General features: G+C 72.4%; 20 protein-coding genes and 1 tRNA gene. 10 read left to right on the forward strand and 11 right to left on the reverse strand.

Going from position 1 to position 22,018, the window contains the following annotated elements; all coding sequences use genetic code 11:
- Nucleotides 1-3: 3 nt before the first annotated feature.
- Both Ari01nite_RS14810 and Ari01nite_RS14815 read right to left on the reverse strand, forming a co-directional pair.
- Nucleotides 4-699 carry an ABC transporter ATP-binding protein gene (locus tag Ari01nite_RS14810; RefSeq protein WP_203781813.1) on the reverse strand — a complete coding sequence of 232 codons (696 nt, stop codon included), beginning with the start codon at nucleotides 697-699 and terminating at the stop codon, nucleotides 4-6.
- Nucleotides 696-1,697 (reverse strand): efflux RND transporter periplasmic adaptor subunit, encoded by a 1,002-nt coding sequence (locus tag Ari01nite_RS14815; protein WP_239162761.1) that lies wholly within the window; start codon nucleotides 1,695-1,697, stop codon nucleotides 696-698. The genes Ari01nite_RS14810 and Ari01nite_RS14815 overlap by 4 nt, the downstream gene beginning before the upstream one ends.
- Before the next feature lie 243 nt (nucleotides 1,698-1,940).
- Between Ari01nite_RS14815 and Ari01nite_RS14820 the strand changes: the two genes are divergently transcribed.
- Nucleotides 1,941-2,014, forward strand: a tRNA-His gene (locus Ari01nite_RS14820).
- Between the two features lie 40 nt (nucleotides 2,015-2,054).
- Here the strand turns inward: Ari01nite_RS14820 and Ari01nite_RS14825 are convergent.
- A complete protein-coding gene (locus Ari01nite_RS14825; RefSeq protein ID WP_203781814.1) occupies nucleotides 2,055-2,990 on the reverse strand; it encodes an alpha/beta fold hydrolase in 936 nt (311 codons plus the stop codon).
- A gap of 43 nt (nucleotides 2,991-3,033) precedes the next feature.
- On the opposite strand from Ari01nite_RS14825, the gene Ari01nite_RS14830 reads away from it, so the two are divergent.
- Nucleotides 3,034-3,630, forward strand: coding sequence for a TetR/AcrR family transcriptional regulator (locus Ari01nite_RS14830; RefSeq protein WP_203781815.1), 597 nt, complete (start codon nucleotides 3,034-3,036; stop codon nucleotides 3,628-3,630).
- A 79-nt stretch (nucleotides 3,631-3,709) separates the two neighbouring features.
- Here Ari01nite_RS14830 and Ari01nite_RS14835 read toward each other — a convergent pair whose 3' ends face one another.
- Nucleotides 3,710-3,922 carry a DUF3072 domain-containing protein gene (locus Ari01nite_RS14835; protein ID WP_203781816.1) on the reverse strand — a complete coding sequence of 71 codons (213 nt, stop codon included), beginning with the start codon at nucleotides 3,920-3,922 and terminating at the stop codon, nucleotides 3,710-3,712.
- A 31-nt stretch (nucleotides 3,923-3,953) separates the two neighbouring features.
- Between Ari01nite_RS14835 and Ari01nite_RS51395 the strand changes: the two genes are divergently transcribed.
- Genes Ari01nite_RS51395 through Ari01nite_RS14850 form a run of 3 tightly spaced genes read left to right on the forward strand, consistent with a single transcriptional unit; the run spans nucleotide 3,954 to nucleotide 4,848 of the window.
- Nucleotides 3,954-4,187: a pentapeptide repeat-containing protein gene (locus tag Ari01nite_RS51395; protein ID WP_239162768.1), complete on the forward strand. Its 234-nt coding sequence runs from the start codon at nucleotides 3,954-3,956 to the stop codon at nucleotides 4,185-4,187.
- A complete protein-coding gene (locus Ari01nite_RS14845; protein WP_203781818.1) occupies nucleotides 4,184-4,525 on the forward strand; it encodes a DMT family transporter in 342 nt (113 codons plus the stop codon). The genes Ari01nite_RS51395 and Ari01nite_RS14845 overlap by 4 nt, the downstream gene beginning before the upstream one ends.
- Nucleotides 4,522-4,848, forward strand: a complete 327-nt coding sequence (locus Ari01nite_RS14850) for a DMT family transporter (protein WP_203781819.1) — start codon at nucleotides 4,522-4,524, stop codon at nucleotides 4,846-4,848. Before Ari01nite_RS14845 ends, Ari01nite_RS14850 begins: the two co-directional genes overlap by 4 nt.
- 70 nt (nucleotides 4,849-4,918) lie before the next feature.
- On the opposite strand, the gene Ari01nite_RS14855 is transcribed toward Ari01nite_RS14850, so the two are convergent.
- From Ari01nite_RS14855 to Ari01nite_RS14865, 3 genes are read right to left on the reverse strand one after another with little or no spacing between them, the layout of a single operon-like run.
- A complete protein-coding gene (locus tag Ari01nite_RS14855; protein WP_203781820.1) occupies nucleotides 4,919-6,856 on the reverse strand; it encodes a hybrid sensor histidine kinase/response regulator in 1,938 nt (645 codons plus the stop codon).
- A 59-nt stretch (nucleotides 6,857-6,915) separates the two neighbouring features.
- Nucleotides 6,916-8,505 carry a xylulokinase gene (locus tag Ari01nite_RS14860; RefSeq protein WP_203781821.1) on the reverse strand — a complete coding sequence of 530 codons (1,590 nt, stop codon included), beginning with the start codon at nucleotides 8,503-8,505 and terminating at the stop codon, nucleotides 6,916-6,918.
- Nucleotide 8,506: 1 nt separating this feature from the next.
- Nucleotides 8,507-10,831 carry an aminotransferase class III-fold pyridoxal phosphate-dependent enzyme gene (locus Ari01nite_RS14865; RefSeq protein ID WP_239162762.1) on the reverse strand — a complete coding sequence of 775 codons (2,325 nt, stop codon included), beginning with the start codon at nucleotides 10,829-10,831 and terminating at the stop codon, nucleotides 8,507-8,509.
- A gap of 133 nt (nucleotides 10,832-10,964) precedes the next feature.
- On the opposite strand from Ari01nite_RS14865, the gene Ari01nite_RS14870 reads away from it, so the two are divergent.
- Nucleotides 10,965-13,100, forward strand: a complete 2,136-nt coding sequence (locus Ari01nite_RS14870; protein ID WP_203781822.1) for a substrate-binding and GGDEF domain-containing protein — start codon at nucleotides 10,965-10,967, stop codon at nucleotides 13,098-13,100.
- Nucleotides 13,101-13,160: 60 nt separating this feature from the next.
- Nucleotides 13,161-14,312, forward strand: a complete 1,152-nt coding sequence (locus Ari01nite_RS14875; protein WP_239162763.1) for a PucR family transcriptional regulator — start codon at nucleotides 13,161-13,163, stop codon at nucleotides 14,310-14,312.
- A 54-nt stretch (nucleotides 14,313-14,366) separates the two neighbouring features.
- Here Ari01nite_RS14875 and Ari01nite_RS14880 read toward each other — a convergent pair whose 3' ends face one another.
- Nucleotides 14,367-15,422 carry an S-adenosylmethionine:tRNA ribosyltransferase-isomerase gene (locus Ari01nite_RS14880; RefSeq protein ID WP_203781823.1) on the reverse strand — a complete coding sequence of 352 codons (1,056 nt, stop codon included), beginning with the start codon at nucleotides 15,420-15,422 and terminating at the stop codon, nucleotides 14,367-14,369.
- Nucleotides 15,419-16,129, reverse strand: a complete 711-nt coding sequence (locus Ari01nite_RS14885) for an SDR family NAD(P)-dependent oxidoreductase (protein ID WP_239162764.1) — start codon at nucleotides 16,127-16,129, stop codon at nucleotides 15,419-15,421. The genes Ari01nite_RS14880 and Ari01nite_RS14885 overlap by 4 nt, the downstream gene beginning before the upstream one ends.
- Before the next feature lie 121 nt (nucleotides 16,130-16,250).
- Between Ari01nite_RS14885 and Ari01nite_RS14890 the strand changes: the two genes are divergently transcribed.
- Nucleotides 16,251-17,387: a GAF domain-containing sensor histidine kinase gene (locus Ari01nite_RS14890; RefSeq protein WP_239162765.1), complete on the forward strand. Its 1,137-nt coding sequence runs from the start codon at nucleotides 16,251-16,253 to the stop codon at nucleotides 17,385-17,387.
- On the forward strand, nucleotides 17,380-18,009 hold the full coding sequence (locus Ari01nite_RS14895; RefSeq protein ID WP_203781825.1) for a response regulator: 630 nt from the start codon (nucleotides 17,380-17,382) through the stop codon (nucleotides 18,007-18,009). Before Ari01nite_RS14890 ends, Ari01nite_RS14895 begins: the two co-directional genes overlap by 8 nt.
- Here Ari01nite_RS14895 and Ari01nite_RS14900 read toward each other — a convergent pair.
- Complete coding sequence (locus Ari01nite_RS14900; protein ID WP_203781826.1) at nucleotides 18,006-18,875, reverse strand: AraC family transcriptional regulator; 870 nt, start codon at nucleotides 18,873-18,875, stop codon at nucleotides 18,006-18,008. The two genes, Ari01nite_RS14895 and Ari01nite_RS14900, sit on opposite strands and share 4 nt — an antisense overlap.
- A 119-nt stretch (nucleotides 18,876-18,994) precedes the next feature.
- Entirely contained in the window at nucleotides 18,995-19,429 is a 435-nt protein-coding gene (locus Ari01nite_RS14905; RefSeq protein WP_203781827.1) for a hypothetical protein, read from the reverse strand.
- A 57-nt stretch (nucleotides 19,430-19,486) separates the two neighbouring features.
- Between Ari01nite_RS14905 and Ari01nite_RS14910 the strand changes: the two genes are divergently transcribed.
- A complete protein-coding gene (locus tag Ari01nite_RS14910; protein ID WP_239162766.1) occupies nucleotides 19,487-22,018 on the forward strand; it encodes a tetratricopeptide repeat protein in 2,532 nt (843 codons plus the stop codon).

The raw sequence follows: 22,018 nt of genomic DNA on the forward strand, positions 1-22,018 counted from the left end.
CGCTCATGCGGCTGTCACCCGCTCGGTCAGCACGCCGTCGACGAGGTCGTGGATGCGGCCCATCCGCGCCGCGTGGTCGCGGTCGTGGGTGACCAGCAGCAGCGCGCAGCCGCGGGTGGTCGCCTCGGACAGCGCGTCGATCACCAGCGCGCCGGTCTCGGTGTCCAGGGCGCCGGTCGGCTCGTCGGCCAGCAGGATCCGGGGCCGGCGCACCAGCGCGCGGGCGATCGCCACCCGCTGCTGTTCGCCGCCGGACATCCGGGCCGGCCGGTTCTTGGCCAGATGTGCGATGCCCACCTGGTCGAGCGCCTCCATGACCCGCGCCCGGCGGTCCCGGCGGGGCAGCCAGCCCTGGCCGTTGACCAGGGCCATCGCCACGTTCTGCGCCGCGGTCAGGTGCTTGAGCAGGAAGAACCGCTGGAACACGAACCCGAAGTGCGAGCTGCGCAGCTTGGCGGCCCGCCGCTCGGGCAGCCGGCTGATGTCCTGGCCGGCCAGCACGTACTGGCCCGAGTCCGGCCGGTCGAACAGGCCGATCACGCTGAGCAGCGTGCTTTTGCCGGACCCCGAGCGGCCCACGATGGCGACGCTCTCCCCGGCGGCCACTGCAAGATCAACACCATCGAGGATGGTACGGGGCTGCTCCTGACCCTTGAGGACCTTGGTGATCCCGGTCAGCTGGATGAGCGGCTCGGTCACTTCGGAGCTCCCGACGGGTCCTCGGCACCGGGCGCCGCGGCGGGCAGATCCGGGCCGGGGATGGCGACCGTCTCGGTGCCCTTCAAACCCGATTTGATCTGTACGACTTTGCCGTCGGTGAGCCCGAGCGTGACGTCCACGGTCCGGCGGGTGCGGTCCTCGCCGACCACGTCCACCTTGCCCTTGCCCTGCAGGCCGGCCACCGCCTCGACCGGGAGCACCATGACGTTCTTGGCCGTGCCGGTGACCACCTCGATGGTCACGGCGGCCCCGTTGATCAGCTTCACGTCGTCCGGGGGCGCGCACACCAACTGCATGCCGGTCGGTTCCGAACCGGCGCTGCCCGGGTCCTCCGGCGGTGCGGCCGGTACCGGACCGCCACCCGGCGCGCCGGACTCCTGCGGGTTCGGCTCGGGCTCCGGTTCCGGCTCGGGAATCGTGCCGGCCGGCAGAGCCGCGATCGTGCCCAACGTCGTACAGGGAAATGGTCCTGGTCCGTTTTTGATCTGCCCACGCACGTTCTTGACCGCGCCGGAGATCCGGTACGCCTGAGCGCTGTCGATGTCGGCGACAATGCCATAGCCGGCGTGCCTCGCCGACACCACCGGCATGCCCTTGGTGACGGTTGCCCGGTCGTCCATGAGCCGCCCCGCGAGCGTCGAGTCCTTGGGGATCTCCACCCGCCGCGGAATGCCGTCGTCCCACACGGTCGCCACCCACATCGGCCTGGTGGCCGGGCTCGAGGTCGGCCGCCGGTCCAGCCAGCGCAGCTCACCGTCCACCGGCGCGACGATGCCGAAGACCGGGTTGATGACCACCTTGCCGTTCAGGCTGATCTGGTTGGAGAGGTCCTGCTTGGTGGGTTGCACGGTGGTCAGAACCGTGCCGCGCTTCTCCAGCCCCGGAGTCGTGGCGGGTTCCTCGTTGCTCGAGCACCCGGCGACGACGACCAGCGCCGACACCACCGCGCCGGCACGGGCAAGCCTGCGTCTATCCACCGTCGTAACTCCATTCCTAGGACCAGCGGGGTGAGGCTACCTGGATCACGCAACCCTCCTTAATTGCGTTGCCGGGCAGCCCGGCCGTCCCTACGCTCGGAGCTATGGAAAAGCACTCCTGCCGTCACTTCCGGCGACGCGACTGACGCGGTCTGTAACCGCGCGGACGCGCCGCTTTCCGATCCCGGGAGGCGGTTTTCTTTCTGCCGGGCTCGTTTTTGCAGGGCGCTTATCAAGGGCGCGGTGACTGTAGCTCAATGGCAGAGCGCCAGGCTGTGGCCCTGGATGTGCCGGTTCGACTCCGGCCAGTCACCCCAAGCGGGCGCGCCGAGTCACGCGAGCGCGCCCGGCACGCTTTCAGCCGAGGAAGTCGGCAATGTCGGCGGCGATTTCGGTCGGGTATTCGCCGTTCAGGGCGTGGGATGCGGTTGAATAGGTTTTCACTGTGGCCTGGGGGAGCGATTTCCGGGCGTTGTCGGCGGCCTCGGTGGCGTCGTGCATGCGGGATCTTCCGGCCAGGATCAGCAATACCGGCGTGCTGAGCTTGCGCAGCTGGTCTGCAGAAGGCCGGCCGGGGGCGGAGGCCTTGATGGTGTACGCCTGCAGGCCCGCTTCGATCATTTCGGCTACCGGGACGTCCGCCACCGGGGCGCCGTTTGCCGTCCAGCTGGCGAAGCTGTCCCGCCACGATCGGGGTGCCCAGCGGAAAGCCACCGGGATCGAGCGCAGGATCACACCGGTGGAGAGTCCGGTGAAGGTCAGAACCGGGTCGAGCAGGACCACGCCGGCGATTTTCTCCGGGCGGTGGATGGCCAGATTCGTCGCGGTCCAGCCGCCGAAGGACAGGCCCACCACATGGATCTGCGGCTCGGGCAGGGCCCGCAGCACCTCGTGCAGCCACTGGGCGTGGTCGGCGTCGGACTCGATGGGGCGCTGCTGGACGCTCAGGCCCGGCTCGCCCAGCAGGTCGACGGTGTAGACGCTGCGCAACGCCAGCAGGGTGGGCAGGTTGTCGGCCCAGACGGGGGTCGCTGAGGCGCGGCCGGGCAGGAGTAGCAGGGGCGGACCGGGGCCGCCGGCGAAGCGGTAGACGCGCACCACCCCGTACCCGGTCCGGATGTCCAGCGTGCGCTCCGGCGACGGCAGGTCGGCCATCGCTTTCCGGTACGCGGCCGTGAAGCGGTCGTGCGCCTTCCCGGACGTGAAGTAGCCGACCGGGGCCGGGTCGCGCAATGCGTAGACGACGCCGGCGGCGATCAGTAGGACCACGGAGAGAATCACTCGTCTAACCATGCGGTCAGATTACTGACCGATCGGTTAGCTGTACAGTGTGCGGGTGCCCGCCAACGACACCGCCCGGCCGCTCACCATCACTGAGCAGGCGCGGCGTGCGCAGCTCGTCGGCGTGACGATTGAGTTGGTGGCGCGGCACGGCTACCCGGGCACGTCGCTGGCGCGCATCGCGGAGGCGGCCGGGATCTCCAAGGCGGCGGTGCTCTACCACTTCGCCACAAAGGACGCGGTCGTGCAGGCGGCCTACGGTTCGGTCCTCGATTCATTGACCGGGTACGTGGGAACCGCCGTCGACGCCGCGTCCGGATCGGCGGCTGTCGAGGCGTACATCCGCTCCTTGATCTTGTATTTGCACGACCACCCCGACCACACCCGCATGATCGTCGAGGGCCTGAGCGGCGCCACCGGCATCGACGACACGCCGCACGCGCCCAGCCGCCGCGACGTGGTGGCGAGCCTGATCGAGGCCGCGAAGGAGGCGGGCGACTACCGGCCGGGCGTCGACGCGCAGGCGACCGCGGTGATCGTGAACGGCGCCGTCGACGCGATCGTGTCGGAAAACCTGGCGAACACCGGCTTCGACACGACCCACGCGGCCGAGGTGCTGATCGCGATGCTCCGTGCGGCATGCGGGCGCTGATGGCCGGGGTGCTGCAGACGCCGCGGCGGCCTGGCCCGGCGGCGAGCCTGGTGCTGGCCCGCCGCCGCGCGCGCGTGACCTACCGGCCTCGGCCGGTGCGGTCCTGTAGGTCGTCGATCAGGCGGGACGCCTCGGCCTTGGTCAGGTCGTCCGGGACGTCCTCGTGGGCCTCGGTGGCCAGAGTGTGCAGGTAGGACTCCTGGGCGCCGGTGGCCGGCTCGTCGCCGGTGGTCCAGTCGGCCGGGTCCTTCACCCGGTTGTCGCCGGGCGTGGCTTCGGTACGGTCCGCCATGATGCCATCCTTCCGATCGGCCCTCGAACGGATGTGCTACTACCCAGGAGGGCGGGGCCTATGCCTGTTTTCGCCGGTTGCGACGATCACCTTGCCGCGTGTTGACCTCGGACGCCGAATCCTGAAGCGCGCCGACCTGCGGGAGGCGGACCTGCGCGGCGCCACCCTGCGCGGCGTCGTGCTGACCGACGCCGACCTCCGCGGAGCGGTGCTTTCCGGGCCTTTACTGTGTGCCTTTCCCACCGAGAGGATCGGGCCCCGATGAGAAAGTGGCTTCTGCTGGCCGCGGCCATTCTGCTCGAGGTCAGCGGCACGCTGGCACTGCGCGCCGCGATCGATACTCCGGGGTGGTACGCGCTGGTCGCGGTCGGGTACGCGGGGTCGTTCGTCGCGCTGACCTACCTGCTGCGGCTCGGGATGGGCGTGGGCGTCGCGTACGGGATCTGGGCTGCCTGTGGTGTTGCGCTCACGGCCGTGTTCGCTAGCGTGATCTTCGGCGATCCGCTGACCGGGACGATGGTCGCCGGGATCGTGCTGATCGCGGCCGGGGTGCTCTGCGTGGAGCTGGGTTCGCAGGCGGCGCAGGCCCGGCGGTCGGCATGATCTGGATCTACCTGGCGGGCGCCATCCTGTCCGAGGTGTCGGGCACGCTGGCGCTGCGGATGGCGGCCCAGCCCGGCGCGACCCGGTGGTGGTTCGCGGGGGTCGCGGCCGGCTACCTGACCGCGTTCGGCTGCCTTGGTCTGGCCCTGGCCGGCGGCATGCCGGTGGGAGTGGCGTACGGGATCTGGGCCGCGTGCGGGGTGGCGCTGACCGCGCTGGCGTCGCGGCTGCTGTTCCGTGAGCCGTTCACCGGCGTGATGGGCCTCGGCGTCGCCCTGATCATCGGCGGCGTGCTTTGCATCGAGCTGGGGGCGGTCCACTGAGGTCGCTATTTCGGTGGGCACGCCTAACGCGGTGGGTTCAGGGCTGGGGGTGGGCGATTCGGAGCCATTGCTATACGCCGCGGGCGTCGAATGGGCCGTCGCCCGACACTACCGTTGAGCGCGCTGTGGCCAGTTTGGTCAGGAGGTCGCCGGCGGTGAAGGGCTTTTCGATGAAGGCTATGTCGCGGTCGATGACATGGGTGCTGCCGAGCAGTCCGTTGCTGTAGCCGGACATGTACAGCACCGGCAGGCCGGGGTCGTGTTCGTGGAGCAGTTCGGCCAGTCTCGGGCCGGGCATCTCCGGCATGATCACGTCGGTGAGCAGGACGTCGCAGCCGTGTTGCTGGTACAGGGCCAGGGCCTCGGGACCGGTTGCGGCGGCCAGCACGCGATAGCCGCCGTCGGTCAGGATGCGGGCCACCACGCGGGCCAGGGCCGGCTCGTCGTCGACTACCAGCACGGTGCGGCCGTTTCCGGAGGGCGGCGGCGCCGGTGCGGCGGGGACGGCGGGTGCGGTGCTGGGCGCCGGCACGAGCGGCAGGTAGATCCGGAAGGTCGTTCCGATACCGGCCTCGGAGTAGACGTTGATGCTGCCGCCGGCCTCGGTCACGATGCCGTAGACGGTGGCCAGGCCCAGACCGGTGCCCTTGCCGCGCGGTTTGGTGGTGTAGAACGGCTCGAAGATGCGCGCCGCGGTCTCCGCGGACATGCCCTCGCCGGTGTCGCTGACCACCAGCCTGGCGTAGGTGCCGGCGGCTACCGGCGGCTGCATGTTGACCTCGTCGCCGTCGAGCGTGGCGGTGTTGGCCTCCAGGATGAGGGTGCCGCCGTCGGGCATGGCGTCGCGGGCGTTGATCGAGAGGTTGAGCAGCACCTGCTGGAGTTGTCCCGGGTCGGCGTGCACGGTCAGCGGCTCCGCCGAGGGCAGTGCGATCAGGGTGATGTGCGGCCCGATGGTGCGTTCCAGCAGCGCGTGCACCTCGGTGATCGAGGCGTTCACGTCGATGTCCTGGGGCTGGATCGCGTCGCCCCTGGTGAAGGTGAGCAGTTGGCTGGTCAGGTTGCTGGCGCGCTTCACGGCGGCGCGCACCTGCGTCAGATCGGCCTGGACGTCGGGTTTGTCGGAGGTGGCCTCGATCGCGAAGTCCGTGTAGTTGCCGATGATCGCGAGGATGTTGTTGAAGTCGTGGGCCACGCCGCCGGCCAGCTTGCCCAGGCTCTCCATGCGCTGCGCCCGGTTGGTGCGCTCCTCGACCGCGCGCTGGCGTTCGGTGGCCTCCTTCGCCGCGGTGATGTCCCGGGCGATCGCCGAGATGCCGACCGTCGCGCCGGACTGATCGAGGATGGGCGTGATGGTGACGGCCAGGTCGACCGGGCGGCCGTCCTTGCGCAGCCGGCGCGCCTCGTAGGTGGCGCCGCCGTGGCCCTGGCGGAGCCGGGCCAGGACGTCCGCCTGGTGCTCGGCCCCCAGCCGATCGGCCAGCACCGCGGCGGGCTGGCCCACCATCTCCGCGGTGGTGTAGCCGAACACCTTCTCCGCGCCCTGGTTCCAGGCGGTGATGGTGCCTTCCGGGGTGAGGGCGATGATCGCGTCGTCGCTGTGCTCCACCACGGTCGCCAGGGTGGCGCGCTGCGCCTCGGCCAGATCGTTGGCGGCGCGCTCGCGGGCCGCCGCCTCGTCCAGGCGGTGCTGGCCCCACGGGTCGACGAAGATGGCCCCCGGACCCAGCAGCACGCCGTATCCGCGCCGCAGGGTCCAGTAGTAGATACCCACCCCGGCGGTGAACGAGTCCCACAACGCCGACGTCCACGACCAGTGGACGTGGGTGGCGGTCACGTGCAGGGCATGCCCTACCGCGCAACTGAAGAAGATCAGCGCGGTGGCGACGGCCAGCTTGTTGGTGCGCAGCTGACCGGCCCGCGCGACCGGAACCAGGATGGCCACCATGATCGATGCGTAGGCGACCGTGATGACGATGTTCGCCAGCAGGAACATCCGGTCCGGCATGCCTCTCAGATCGACCCGGCCGGGAATTAACTGAGCGGGGCCCTCCGCATCCGGCCGCCTTACCCGCGGTTCAGGCGGCGGTACACCGGGGCCAGCCTTTTGTGCAGGTCCTGGTAGACGCCGTAGATCTCGTCGTAGGTGGCCCGGCGGGCGGGGTCCGGCTCGAAGACGTGGTCGTTGCGGGCCAGGCCGGGCAGGTCGGCGAAGTCGATCAGGCCGGCGCCCACCGCGCCGATCCAGCCGGCTCCGCGGGCGTTCACCGCCACCGGGTTGGCGTCGCGGCGGATCTCCACGTCCAGGACGTCGGCGAAGATCTGGCACCACGAGTCGGACCGGGCGGCGCCGCCGGTGATCACCAGCGACGAGACCCGGGTGTCCAGGAAACGGTTCACCGCGCCGGTCAGCCAGCGGGTGTTCAGGGCCACCCCCTCGAAGACCGCGCGCAGCAGGTCGGAGCGGGTGGTGTCCAGCGAGATGTTGAGGAACGCGGCGCGTAGGTTCGGGTCGTCCACCGGCGCGCGCTCGCCGTACAGCCATGGGGTGTAGAGCACGCCGTTCGCGCCCGGCGGGACCGCCGGGATGATCTTGTCGAACGCGTCGAAGATCGAGCCCTCGTCGCGGCTCACCCGGCCGGCGCTGAGCAGCGGGTCGTCGTACTCCACCACCTTGTCGCGCAGCCAGGTCAGGTTCGCGCCGGCGGTGGCCTGCAGCGCGGTCATCAGGTAGCGGTCGGGCAGGGCGCACGGCACCGAGGCGATCCCGGCGAGCACGTCGGTTTTCTTGTACGGGACGTGCGCCGCGATCCAGGACGACGTGCCCAGATAGAGGTGCGGTTCGTGATCCCGTACGGTGCCGGCGCCGATCGCCGCCGCGGTGTTGTCGATGGCACCCGCCACCACCCGGATCGTCGGGGGCAGGCCCAGGTGCACCGCGGCGTCGGCGGACAGGGTGCCGATCACCTCGGTGCACGCCACGATCGGCGGGAGCTTGTCGCCGTCGATGCCGGACGCGGCGACCAGGCTGGGCGCGTACGAGATGCGGTTGATTCTGCGGTTGTCGGTGACCCAGGACGTCAGGATGGAGTCGACCGTCGCGACGGTACGGCCGGTCAGTTTCAGGTTGATCCAGTCGAGCACGTTGAGGAACGTCCTGGTGCGGCGGTAGACGTCCGGCATGGTGTCGCGGATCAGCAGCATGTGCGCCGCCGGGTCCTTGCCGGTGCCGGACGGCATGCCGCCGGTGAGCCGCAGCCACCGGGCGATCTTGCGTACCGCGAACCCGCGGTACGCCGGGAAGCCGCCGAACTGCCGGCGCAGGTGACCGGCCCCGCGCATGTCGAGCCAGCTGATGCACCGGGTCAGCGGGTTGCCGTCCGCGTCGACGGCGATCGTGCCCTCGCCCTGGGTGGACGAGCAGATCGTGGTGACCGCGCGCAGGTGCTCGGGATGGCGGCGGCCCAACTCGGCCACCACCTCGCCGAGCGCGTCCCACCAGGCCAGCGGGTCCTGTTCGGCACCGCCGCCGGGCAGCACCTCGAGCGGCACCGCCCGCTCGGCCCAGCCGGTGACCGTGCCGTCGGCCGCCACCAGCGCGGCCTTCATGCCCGAAGTGCCCAGGTCGATCGCCAGAACCTGTGCCGGTTGCGGCACGCTAGACCCCCTCGACCTGGGCGAACACCTGGTCGAACCGGGCCAGCGCGTCGTCGATGACCTCGTCGGTGTCGGCCATCGAGGTGTACATCCGGGAACCGGCCAGCGTGATGATGCCGTGCGCGGCGTACGCGGCACCCATCTGCTCCATGAGGCGCTTGCGGCCCTTGTTCTCCTTGAGCAGCTTGATCGGGTTACGCATGTCGAGAAGCATGACGCCGCTGCATTCGAGGTGGACGATCGACCCCTGGTTGTAGGCGACGTACGGCAGCCCGTACCGGTCGATGAGCTTCTGCAGTCCCCGGGTGAGCCGGTCGCCGGCCCGGCCCGCGATGACCGGCGCCCCGGTGCGGGCCATCTCCTCGATCGCGAAGTAGCCGGCCGCGCAGGACAGCGGGTTCGCCGACAGGGTGCCGCCGACCTGGATGTGCGCGCCGCTCTTGCCGTCCAGCCCCGAGCCGAAGACCGCCATGATGTCGGCACGGCCGCCCACCCCGCCGGCCATCGGATAGCCGCCGGAGACCGCCTTGCCGAACACGGTGAGGTCCGGGGTCACCCCGAAGTACCCGGCGGCGCCGCCCATCCCGGTCCGGAACCCGGTCACCACCTCGTCAAAGATCAGCAGTACGCCGAACTCGTCGCACAGCTTGCGCACCTTCTCGTTGTAGTCGCGCGGTACCGGCCGGGTGCCGGACTCGGGCCCGAGCGGCTCGACCACCACGGCCGCCGTCCCGCCACGCACCCGGTTCTCGATCAGCTTGCGCCGCAACTGCCCCAGATCGTGCGGGAACGCCTCGCGGGTGCGGCCGGTGGCCCCGAACGGGATGCCCTTGGCGTTCATCCGGAACGTGCCCGGCACCCGCAGGCCGTAGACCATCGTGTCGGACCACCCGTGATAGGCCCCGCCAAGCTTGATGACAAACTTCTTTCCGGTGTACGCGCGGGCGGCGCGCACGGCTGCCATGACCGCCTCGGTTCCGGACCCGAGCGACCGGTACATCTCGATGTGCGGCATGTACCGGTTGATGATCTCGGCAAGCTTGAGCTCGTATTCGTGGAACAGCCCGGTGACCGGCCCGGACTCCCGGATCACCGCGGCGACCCGCTCGTTGACCGGCGCGTAGTTGCTGCCCAGGATGGTGGGGCCGCCGGCCTGGAGGAAATCGATGTAGACGTTCCCGTCCCGGTCGGTGAGGTAGGCGCCCTCGGCCTTGTCGACGGCCAGCGGGAAGGGGTAGTTGAAGGCGAGGTTGTGCTGGACGCCGCCGGGGATGCGCTTCTTGGCCCGCTCGGTGATCTCCTTGCTGGCGGTGCACTTGGTCTCGAAGTAGCCGAGTACGTCGAGCATGGCGTCGTGGCGGAGGCCGCGGACGGGTTGGGCGACGAGCGCTTTGAGCCGGCGCATGGTGTCGGGGACGTCGAGGTAGGTGGAGATGGAGTAGTCCTGCCCCCCGGACATTACCGAAATTTCGGAAATGTCCGGGCTGGGGCCGGCGGGGCCCGGCGGGGCGGTGGGGGCGGCGGGGGCGGCGGGGGCGGCGGGGGCGGCCGGGCGGGCGGGCGCGGTGCGGGCGGCGGGCGCGGTCACGCTGGGGAGGGGCTCGTCGTCGGGCACGCGGACGGGCTCGACCGCCTCCGTTATCTGTGCCGCAATGCGCTTCTCGTCGGCTCTCAGCTTGGTGAAGGCGATCTCGCGGATCGGGGCCGGGATGGTGTAGACCTTGCCGGCCTCGGTGGTCAGGGCCAGCAGGTAGGCCAGGGACACCTTTTCCAGCAGGGCCATGTTGCCGACCGCGCGGTCCGGGTCGGTGCCCAGCGCGACGATGCCGTGGTTGGCGATGATGAAGGCGTTGTCGCCGCCGGCCACCTTCTTCTGCACGTTCTTGGCCAGCCAGCCGGTGCCCGACGGGGCGTAGTCGACGATCGCCACCTTCTTGCCCAGGAAGCGCACCTGCTCGTCGGTCAGGGCCGGGATCTCCTTGCGCAGGAAGGCCAGCGCCGACGCGTACGGCTGATGGGTGTGCACGACGGCGTTGACGTCGGGGCGCTCGCGGTAGATGTTCGCGTGCATGCCGCACTCGATCGACGGCACCAGGCCGCCGGGGCTGTCCGGGTCGGGCACGTGTCTGCCGGTGAAGTCGACGATGCAGATGTCCTCGACCCGCATCCGGTCGTAGTCGTAGTTGCTCGGCGTCACCGCGTACAGCTCATGGCCGGGGATCCGCACCGAGACGTTGCCCTCGGTCGCCTTGAGGTAGCCGCGCTCGAGCATCGTGCGGCACATCCGCACCACGTGCTGGCGGGAAGTCAGATGTTTCACGGGCATGAGCTCATCGTCGTCCTCGCCGCAGCATAAATCACCGTCGCCGAACCAGTAAGAAATGGTGGTCATTTTGTGGCCGGGTGATAAGTAGGGCGACTTTCTCAAGAACGCCGTCCGGGCAGTCGATGGGACCGTCATGCATCGTGCTGGGGCAATCGGCGTGCTCGCGCCGCACGTCGGCGGGACCTACTACGGCAGTCTGGTTGCCAGTGTGGGTGCCGCGGCGCAACTGCACGGTCGCCGGCTGATTGCGATACAGACCCTGGACGCGGGAGCCGAGATGGCGGTCAACGGCGGCAACCCCGAGTTCACCGACCCGGTCTCCTGGGACCACATCAGCGGCTTCGTGGCGTTCGCCGACGCCGCCAACCGCGACTACCTGACCCGGATCACCGCGGCCGGCAAGCCGATGGTCCTGGTCGGCACCACCGTCGCGGGGCTGGAGTGCCCGGCCGTGCTGGCCGACAACGGCGCCGGCATGCGGGCCGCCGTGACCCACCTGATCCGGCACCACGGCTGCCGCCGGCTCGCGTTCACCGGGTTCCGGGACGCATCCGACATCGAGGAGCGCTACCAGGCCTACCTGGACGTGCTGCGCGCGCACGACCTGGAGCCGGGACCGTTCCTGCCGGCCGGGAACAACGTCGAGAGCGGCATCACCTGGACCGCCGGCGACCTGTTGCGGCTCGGCCCGTTCGACGCGCTGGTGGCGGGCACCGACCGGAACGCGCTCGCGGCCCAGCGGGTGCTCGCCGCGGCCGGCCGGCGCTGCCCGGACGACTACCTGATGACCAGCTTCGACAACCTCGACCTGGCCGGCTTCGTCCGCCCCGAACTGGCCACCGTCGCCCAGCCGCTGGACGCCATGAGCCGGCTCGCGGTCGACCTGCTGCTGCAGCGACTCGCCGGTGCGGACGTGCCGGCCGAGCCGCAGCGCCTGCCGGCCCGGTTCGTGCCGCGTACCTCGTGCGGCTGCACCGATTTTGCCGAGACCCTCCCCGACCTGGCCGCCGACGACGCCCGGCAGCGCCTCGGCCACCGGCTCGCCTCGGTGCTGCCGGCCGACGCCCGCAGCGCCGAGGCCGCCGGCCGGGCCGCCAAGCTGACCGCCGACTCGCTGGACGCCGCGGCCGCCGGCGACCCGGGCGGTGTGCCCGCCGCCGAGGAGGAGCTGAACGCACTGCTCACCGCCGCGCCGGCACCGGAGACGTTGCGGGTCCTCTCGCTGGCCGTGCAGGAGTACGCGACCGGGCTGCGCCCCGGCGAAGGGCTGGCCACCGGGCGGCTGGACCGCACCGTGCAGGACATCATGATGTTCCTGGGCCGCGCGCACTCCCGCCTCCAGCTCGGCGACCAGCTGCACCTGCGCTCGCTGATCAGCGTCAACTACACGCTGAGCATGGCGCTGCTGCACCGCCGGGACGCCGATCCGCGGGACCCGTCGTGGCTGTCGCTGACCGGTGCGACGGCCGGTTCGCTGGCGCTGCGCGGCGCCGACGGCGAACTGGTCCGCACCCCGGGGTGGCGCCGTTTCGACGGTCCCGCGATCCCGGCCGGCCCGACCACGGTCGAGTCGTTCCCGCCGGTCGAGATGCTGGACGCCGCCGGTCCGGAGGAGACCATTTTTGTCGTACGGGCAAAGGTAGGTGACTCGGATCGCGGCTGGCTGGCCCTGGTCGACCGGGCCGAACACCGGGTGGACGACGGCCGGGAGCTGGTCAACCAGAGCGCCGCCCTGCTGACCGCGGCCCTCGACCTGCGCGACCAGGAGGAACAGCTGCTGCGCGCGGCCCGCTCGGACCGGCTCACCGGGCTGCCGAACCGCTCGTCGTTCGCCGAGTCGCTCGAGGCCGCGATCGCCCGCCGCGACGCGTACGGCCGCCCTTTTGCCGTACTTTTTCTTGATCTTGATGGTTTCAAGCTGGTCAACGACACCCTGGGCCACCACGCCGGCGACACCCTGCTGGTCTGCGTCGCCGACCGGATCCGCCAGTGCCTGCGCGACGAGGACGTGGCCGCGCGGTTCGGCGGCGACGAATTCCTGGTGCTGCTCGACGACGTCAGCCCCGGCCCGGTGCTGGACGAGCTGATCGCGCGCCTCGGCGCGGCCATCGCCGCGCCGTACCGGCTGGGCGACCGGTCGGCCCGGATCGAGGTCAGCATCGGCTGGGCCGACTGCACCGCGGGCTCGACCGTCGAGCAGCTGCTGCAGGACGCGGACAGCTCGATGTACCGCGCAAAAGCGGCCCGCGCCGCCACGATAGCGGCGTAGTTGCTGCCGCGATCGTTGATCAAGGCCGTCGTTTTTGTGACGGCGTGACAAACTCGGCGGGTGTCCGTTGCTCCCTGGCGCCGCCTGCCGGACGACCTGGCCGCCGCCATGCGACCGCGCCTGCCGGCCACCGTGCGGTCCATCGCCGCCGCGGTTCCGGCACCCGCCGCCGGCGTCCGCAGCGCCAAGTTCGAACGTGACGTGCACACCGCGGTCGAGGTCGCGCTGGACCGCTTCCTCGACCTGGCCGGCACCGACGAGCCCGCACTGCCGCCGCCGATCCACGAGGTCTTCGTCGCGCTGGGCGCCGCCGAGGCCCGGGAGAGCCGCGGCCCCGAGGTGCTGCTGGCCGCGTTGCGCACCGCGGCCCGCCAGCTGCTGCGCACCGCCTCCGAGTCGCTGGCCGAGGTCCGCCCGGTCACCGTCGACGAGCTGATCGACCTGGCCGACGCGACCAGCGCCTACGTCGACGAACTGGCCGCCGCGGCCACCGACGGCCTGGCCCGCCAGCTGCGCGAACAGGCCGGCGAGGGGGACCGCCGCCGGCGCCAGATGGCCGACCTGCTGCTGCGCGGTGGCGCACCGGCCGGCCTGGTGCAGGACGCCGCGGCCGGCATCGGCTGGCCGGAACTGGACGCCGTGGTGCCCGTGCTGCTCCCGCTCGACCAGGCCCGCGACGCCCGGTTCCGGTTCGGCGCGGACGGCGTGGTCGGCGAGCGCGGCCGGGACGCGGTGCTGCTGCTGCGGGCCGGCCCGCGCGCCGAGCGTCCGGCCCTGGCCGAGTCGCTGCGCGGCCGGGACGCGGTGGTCGGGCCGCGGATGCCGTGGGCCGAGGTGCCCGAGGCGGTGCGCCTGGCCGAACGCACCGCGGCCCTGGTCGGCGCCGGAGACGAGCCGGTCTTCGCCGACGACCACTTCGCCACGCTGGCGCTGCGCGGCGAGCCCGGTGCGCTGGAGGTGTTGTCGGCCCGGCGGCTGGCGCCGCTGGCCGCGCTGCGGGACAACCAGCGGGAGGCGTTGCTGGTCACCCTGGAGAGCTGGTTGCGCCATTGGGGTTCCCGTACGGCGGTGGCCGACGAGATCTTCGTCCACCCGCAGACGGTGAGCTACCGCGTGAACCGGCTGCGCGACCTACTCGGCGAGGATCTGAGCGACCCGGCGGCCCGCTTCGAACTGCTCCTCGTGCTGGCCCACCGCTCGGTCCGGCACTGAGAACAGGACCGGCACCGCCGGGTCGCCAGCCCGGGGGAGCATCGCCGCTCGCGGTCAGGCCGGCAGGATCAGGTGCACGTCGCCGAACTCGTGCCAGCGGTAGCGGCCGCGCAGCGCCTCGGCGTAGCTCGCCCGCAGGGCGTCCTCGCCGGCCACCGCGGTCAGCATCCTGAGGTGCGACGCGCGCGGCTCGTGCAGGCCGGTGAGCAGGCCGTCGACCGCGCGGACGCGGTGCTCGGGGCCGATCACCAGGTCGGTCCAGCCGCTCGTTGCGGTCACCCGGCCGGAGCGGGCGGCCGACTCCAGGGCGCGCACCACCGTGGTGCCGACCGCGACCACCCGGCCGCCGGCGGCGCGGACGTGGCCGATCAGCGCGGCCGTGGGTGCCGGCACCGCGAACCATTCCGGGTACGGCGGCTCGTCCACCTCGGGCGACGCCACGCCGGTGTGCAGCGTGACCGGGGCGACCAGGACGCCACGGCCGGCCGCCTCGGCCAGCACGGCGCCGGTCAGCGGGCGGCCGGCGCTGGGCATCTCGGCGCTGCCGGGCTCGGTCGCGTACGCGTTCTGGTAGGTCGACAGCGGCCAGTCGCGCTCGGTGTACGCGTACCGGATCGGCCGGCCGTGCGCGGTCAGATAGTCCACCATGGAGCCCGGCACCTCGGCGTCCGCCACCCAGAGCCGGCCGGTGAACGGGCGCCGCAGGGTCAGCGTGCCGCCGGGGACAGCGAGGCGCATCCCGGGGTGGCCGGCGGACGACGGCCCGGTGCTGCCCGCGGCCGGCCGGCGCAGCTCGACCAGCCAGGTGCCGTCCGGCCGGGCGGTGGACACGTGCACCACCAGCGGCGCGGCGTCGAGCGCGGCCGGCAGCGTGGCCGAGTTGTTCACCACCAGCAGGTCGCCGGCGGCCAGCAGGCGGGGGAGTTCGCGGAACCGGTGGTGGCTCACCGTGCTGCCGCGGCTCACCAGCAGCCGTACGTCGTCCCGGCGCCGGCCGCTCGCCTCGGCCGGCTCGGTGGCCGCGAGTTCCGCGGGCAGCTCGAAGTCGAGGGTGGCCGCCGGCCGCGGTCCGTCGCCGGGCCGGCCGGTCGCGAGGGGCGCGGCCGTCATCGGGCCGCACCCACCAGCGCGGCCGCCACGTACCGCCCGGACGGCGGGCGGTCGCGGAGCAGGCCGAGCAGGTGCGGCACCACGGTCTCCGGCAGCGGCCGGTCCGAGATGTCCTCGTCCGGGAACGCCTCCTGCTGCAACCGGGTGCGCAGGTCGCCCGGATCGACCGCCCACACCCGCAACGCCGGCTCCTCCTTGCCGAGCACCGCGCTCGCGTGGTCCAGGGCGGCCTTCGCGGCGCCGTAACCGCCCCAGCCCTCGTACGCCTCGACGGCCGCGTCCGAGCTGATGTTGAGCACCGCGCCGGCCGGGGCGATCCGCAGCTGGGGGAGCACCAGCTGGGTCAGCGCGATCGGCGCCAGCACGTTGACCTCGAACGTCTCGAGCAGGTCCGGCAGCGGGAACGCGGCCAGCGACGGCGGCGGGCTGCCACCCAGCGTGGAGGCGTTGTTGACGAGCAGGTCGGCGCCGCCCAGCGCGTCCGCGGCGGCGGCCAGGTCGGCCCGGTGGTCGTCGTCGACCACGTCACCGGCGAGCGCGGTGACCGTGGTCAGCCGTCTCAGCTCGGTGGCGGCCGCGTCCAGGTCGGTGGCGGTGCGGGCGGTCAGCACCAGGTGCCAGCCGTCGCGGGCGAGCCCCTCGGCGAGGGCGCGGCCCAGGCCGCGGGAGGCTCCGGTGATCACGGCGACGTTCGTGGAAGTGGTCATGTCCCGACCCTGCCGCGGACAGGGCCCGGCCGAATCGGTCCCGGGTCGGCCGCGGAGCGGGACCTTGGTCGTAGGACCGCGGACCGAGGCCGGTGGCCGGCCCGCTGGCTATCGTTGGCGGGTGACCACCGCGGGCCGGGACGAGCTGCGCACGGCCCGCCGCCTGTCCGCGGCCGTGCTGGCGGTCAGCGACCAGCTCACCGTGCCCGAGGTGCTGCAGACCATCGTCGACACCGCGCGCGAGCTGGCCGGCGCCGAGTACGCCGCACTCGGCGTGCCGGACGACGACGGCTCGTTCGCCGAGTTCCTGGTGTCCGGCGTCGGCGACGAGCAGCGCGCCGCCATCGGGCCGCTGCCGCGGCAGCACGGCTTCCTGGCCGTCATGCTGCGTGAGCCGTACGCGCAACGCCTCGCCGACATCCGGGCCGACCCGCGCTTCGGCTGGTGGCCGGACGCGCATCCGGACATGTGCGCGTTCCTGGGCGTGCCGATCACCAGCGGCACCGAGATCCTCGGCGCGCTCTACCTGGCCAACAAGCCGGGCGGCTTCACCGAGCACGACGAGGAACTGGTCGGCGTGCTGGCCGCGCACGCCGCGATCGCGCTCACCCACGCCCGGCTCTACGACCGCAACCGCGAGCTGACCATCGCCGAGGAACGCGCCCGGATCGCGCACGACCTGCACGACGCGGTGGCCCAGCGGCTGTTCGGGCTGCGGCTCACCGTGCAGGCGGCCGACCTGCTGCTCGACCGCGACCCGGCGGCCGCCCGGGAACGGCTCGCCGAGGTGTCCACCCTGGCCCGGGAGGCCGCCGAGGAGTTGCACGCCGCGGTGCTGGAGCTGCGGCCGGCCCGGCTCGAGGAGGACGGGCTGCCGTCGGTGCTGCGCAAGCAGGTGCAGATTCTCGATCGGGCGTACGGGCCCCGGGTCGTCTTCGCCGAGGACGACCCGCCGGTGCTGCCGCCCGCCCAGCAGACCGTCGTGCTCCGCATCGCGCAGGAGGCGTTGCACAACGCCGTACGGCATAGCAAAGCCGGCACCATCACGGTCAGCCTGACCCGGCACGGCAGCGGCGGAGCCGCGCTCGAGGTGACCGACGACGGCTGCGGGTTCGACGTGGCCGCGGTGTCCCGGGCCGGACGTAGCCTCGGCCTGCGCTCGATGCGTGAGCGCGCCTGCTCGGTGCGCGGCAGCGCGGCGATCCGGTCGACGGTGGGCCGCGGCACCGTGGTGCGGCTCGAGGTGCCCGGTGGCTGACCGGCCGATCCGGGTGCTGATCGTGGACGACCACCCGGCCGTGCGCCGCGGCCTGCGCGCGTTCCTGGAACTCGCCGGTGGTCTGGAAGTGACCGGCGAGGCCGCGGACGGCATCTCGGCGCTCGACCTGGTGGCCGCGACCGCGCCGGACGTGGTGCTGCTCGACATGGTGCTGCCCGGCATGGACGGCGTCGAGGTGCTGCACGAGTTGCGGCGCCGCGAACTGCCGGCCCGGGTGCTGGTGGTCACCAGTTTCACCGACCGCAGCCGGCTGCTGCCCGCGATCCGGGCCGGCGCCCGCGGCTACCTCTCCAAGGACGTCGACCCGATCGCGCTGGTGGCCGCGGTCCGCTCGGTGGCGGCCGGTCACCTGCTGCTCGAACCGGACGCGGCCGCCGCCCTGGCCGGCGGCGCGCCCGGCGGGTCACCGCTGACCGCCCGGGAACGCGAGGTGCTGGTGCTGCTGGCCGACGGCCGGTCGAACCGCGAGATCGCCCGGTCGCTGCGGGTCGCCGAGAAGACGGTCAAGACCCACGTGTCCAGCATCCTGCTGAAGCTCGGCCTGGCCGACCGCACCCAGGCGGCCCTGTACGCGGTGCGGTCCGGCCTGGCCGGCGACTAACCGGCCTCCACCGGCAGCCACAGCTCGCAGGTGGCGGTGCTGAAGTCGGCCGCGCGCTCCAGCACCGCGACGATCGACGGCCCGGGCCGCAGCCGCCACCGGTTCGACGGGAACCACTCGGTCGCGGTCGCCGCCCAGGTCTCCTGCAGGGTGGCCGGGTAGGGCCCGGACGACCGGAAGACCGCCCACTGCCCGGCCGGCACGTCGATCCGGTCCAGGTCGTCCGGCACCGCGGCGTCCGCGCCGACCGCGACGCCGTGCAGGTAGGTCAGCTCGGTGCCCTCGGCCCGGTCCGGGTCGAGGTCGTCGCTGACCGCGAGCAGCCCGGCCGGCTCGGTGCCGGAGAGCCCCTTGAGCCGCTCGTGCTCGGCCGCCGGGAGGCCGGCTACGTGCGCCTGGATGTGCGGGTTGACGCCCTGGTGCTGCAGCGGGACGCGGGCAGCGTGCCCGATCAGCTGGAAGGCGGGCCGGTCGGCGATGCGGGTGTCCATCGGAATGCTCCCTTCGACGGTCAGGCGGAACCTGACCTGCGGTTGTGTCCGAAGGGGGCCACCGTCCCGGCGCACCTCACCGGGCCCGGCGCCGTGCACGGCCCGGAACGCCCGCCCGAACGCCTCGGCCGACCCGTACCCGTGCCGCACCGCGACGCTCAGCAGATCGTCCCGGCCGCCCACGACGTCCGCCGCGGCGACCGTCATCCGGCGCCGGCGCACGTACTCGGACAGCGGCATCCCGGCCAGCGACGAGAACATCCGCCGCAGGTGGTATTCCGTGGTGCCGAGCTCACGAGCCAGCCTTTCGAGCTCGACCTCCGCGCCGAGATTCTCCTCGACGTGCTGGACGAGCCGGTTGAGCGCCGAGATCATGCGTCCCCCTTCGCCGTCAACCTTGGCCCGTGCGGCCCGGCCGCCGCCCGATCGCAGCGGTCCGATCCGATCATCCCGGCCGCCGGGCCGCCCGCCTCACCATTCGACGGCGGTGCAGGTCAGCAGTGTCCGACCTCGGTGTTGGAGCCGCCCGGGATCAGGTACACGCAGCGGGTCCAGCCGTCGCTCATCGCCACCTCGAACTTCGCGGTGAGCTTGCCGACCGAGGACGAGGTGTCGCCCCAGCGCGTGCCGTCGGCGATCCGGCCCAGGTAGCGGCCGGTGCCCGCGTTGTTGTAGTAGATGGCCCAGATGTTGGTCGCGCCGAGGCCCGAGGGGTTCTCGATCCGCGGGTTCAGGGCCTTCCAGTAGCCGCTGCCGGGGGCGTACGGCGGCGCCGGGTTGATGAAGTCGACGCACATGCTGGCGACCTCGAGGCCGCGGTAGATCTCCGCGCAGGACTTCGGCAGGGGCGCGGCCTGGGCGGGCGTGCTGATGGCGAGGGTGGCGGTGGCCGCAGTGGCCAGGATGGCGGCCGTCCAACGTGTACGCATCGAGATTCCTCCCCGAAAGAACCGAGTAAGCTGTTGTCCCGGCCGACTCTCCCGGCGGTGGCGGGTGCGCCGGCGGAACCCGACCGAATCCGACCGGGAGGCGCGCCGATCGCCACGTCACTGCCGGATCCCGGCGCCTCGACCACGCTCGACGAGTTGGTCGAGCGGCTGCGGGCACTCAAGGTCTGGGCCGGCGATCCCTCGTTCGAGACGATCAAGGACAGGGTGGGCGCCGCCTGGCGGGCCGCGGGTCGTCCGGCGAGCGAACTGCCCGGCCGCACCACCGTGCTCGACTGCTTCCGGCCGGGCCGCAAGCGTCTCAACGCCGACCTGGTGGTCGCGATCGTCGCGGTGCTCTGCCCCGAGCCGGGTTATCCGGAGCAGTGGCAGCAGGCGCTGCGGGTGATAGGTCAGGAGCAAAAAGCAACGGCACAGGTACGCGTCCACGACGCGTTGCCGCCCGACCAGCCGTTCAGCGGCCGCGACCGGGAACTCGGCGCGCTGCACCGGGCACCGGCCGGTGGCGTGCACGTGATCACCGGAATGGCCGGCGTGGGCAAGACCCAGCTCGCCATCCACGCCGGGCACCGGCTGCTCCACGCGCGCCGGCTCGACCGGGTGCTCTACGTCAACCTGCGCGGCTTCCACCCCGATCCGGCGCAGCCGCCCGCCGACCCGGCCGCCGTGCTGGACGGTTTCCTCCGGCTGCTCGGCGTGCCCGCCCAGCAGATACCGCACGGCCTGCCGGAACGTGCCGCCGCCTACCGGGAGCGCCTGGCCGGCGAACGCGCCCTCGTGGTGCTCGACAACGCCGCCGACGAGGAGCAGGTAGGCCCGCTGCTGCCGGCCGCGCCGGACGCGCTAACCCTGGTCACCAGCCGGCGCCGGCTCGACGGGCTGCCCACGCTGACCGTCGACGTCTTCGACCCCGCGGAGGCCGGGCACTTCCTGACGCGTGCGGTCGAAGGAATTCCGGCGGGCGCCGACCCGGACGCCCGCACCCGGATCGCCGAACGCTGCGGCCACCTGCCGTTCGCCCTGGCCCTGGCGAGCGCGCACATCCAGGCCACCCCCGGCTGGACCCTGACCGATCACGCCGACCGGCTCGACCAGCGGCACCGGGACCGCCGGCTGGACACCGCGGTCGAACTCGCGCTGGATCTCTCGTACCACCATCTGCCCGACACCCACCGCAGGTTGCTCCGCCTGCTGTCGCTGCACCCGGCCCAGGATTTCGACGCGCATGCGGCGGCCGCGCTGGCGGACACCGACCCGGACACCGCTGGGAAACACCTGGCCGACCTGGCGCGGGACCATCTGCTGCAGCCCGCCGCGGCCGGGCGGTGGGTTTTTCATGATCTGGTACGCGCGTACGCCGCCGGCCGGGCCGAGGACGAGGAACCGCCCGGTGCGCGACGGGCGGCCCGGACGCGCCTGTTCGACGGCTATGTGCACACTGCCGCCCGGGCCATGGACACGCTGTTCCCGGCCGAGGCGCACCGTCGCCCGGCTGTTCCGCCGGCGGCCGTTTCTCTGCCGCAGCCCGTCGATCCGCAGGCCGCCCACGCCTGGCTGGACGCCGAACGGATCACGCTGATCGCGGTGGCGGCACAGTCACCCGGCCACGCGGTGCTGCTGGGTGCCCTGCTGTTCCGCTACTTCGAGGGCAACTACCACGCCGACGGCGAGATCGTGCACGATCACGCCTGCCGGGCGGCCGAGCGGTCCGGCGACGTGATCGCGCACGCGCACGCCCGGACCAACCGGGGTTCGGCCCGCAGCCGGCTGGGCCGCTACGACGAGGCGACGGCCGACTTCGGCCGGGCGCTGGACATCTTCCGCGCCGCGGGCGACCCGGCCGGCCAGGCCCGCACCCTCAACAACATGGCCATCGTGGAGGCCCGGCTGGGCCGCTACCGGGTGGCCGCCGACCACCTGGCCGAGGCCGTCGAGCAGTGCCGGGCGGCCGGCGACCTGTCCGGTGAGTCCCGCTCGGCCGGCAACCTCGGGGTGCTGGAGGCGAGGCTGGGCAACCACGAGGCGGCGGTCGCGCACTACGAGCGCGGCCTGGCGCTGTGCCGCCGGATTGGCGACCGGTCGAGCGAGGTGATGGGCCTGCTCAACCTGGCCGCCACCGAGACCAAACTGGACCGCCGGGACCAGGCCGACACCCGCCTGCGGGAGGCGCTGGCGCTGGCCCGCGAGTTGGGCGACCGGCTCACCGAGGGCCGGGTGCAGGACCAACTGGGCGAACTGCACCACCCGGCCGGCGCTGCGCACTACCGGGAGGCGGTGGAAATCGCCCGCGAGATCGGCGACCCGGAGGGCGAGGCGTCGGCGCTGAACGGTCTCGGCCGGGCGGCGCCGTCCGCGACGGAGGCGCTGAGCTTCTTCGCCGAGGCCGCGGCGGTCACCGCCGACCGCTATCAGCAGGCGCGGGCCTATCAGGGGCTGGGGGAGTCGTACCGGTTGCTGGGCCGGCTCGGCGAGGCCGAGGAGGCGTACGGGGAGGCGCTCTCCCGCTACGAGGATCAGAATTCCCCGGAGGCCGATGTGGTCCGGGAGAGGTTGTCCCGGTTGCGCCCCTAG

The sequence above is a fragment of the Paractinoplanes rishiriensis genome (assembly GCF_016862375.1).
GTDB classification, from domain to species: Bacteria; Actinomycetota; Actinomycetes; order Mycobacteriales; family Micromonosporaceae; genus Actinoplanes; species Actinoplanes rishiriensis.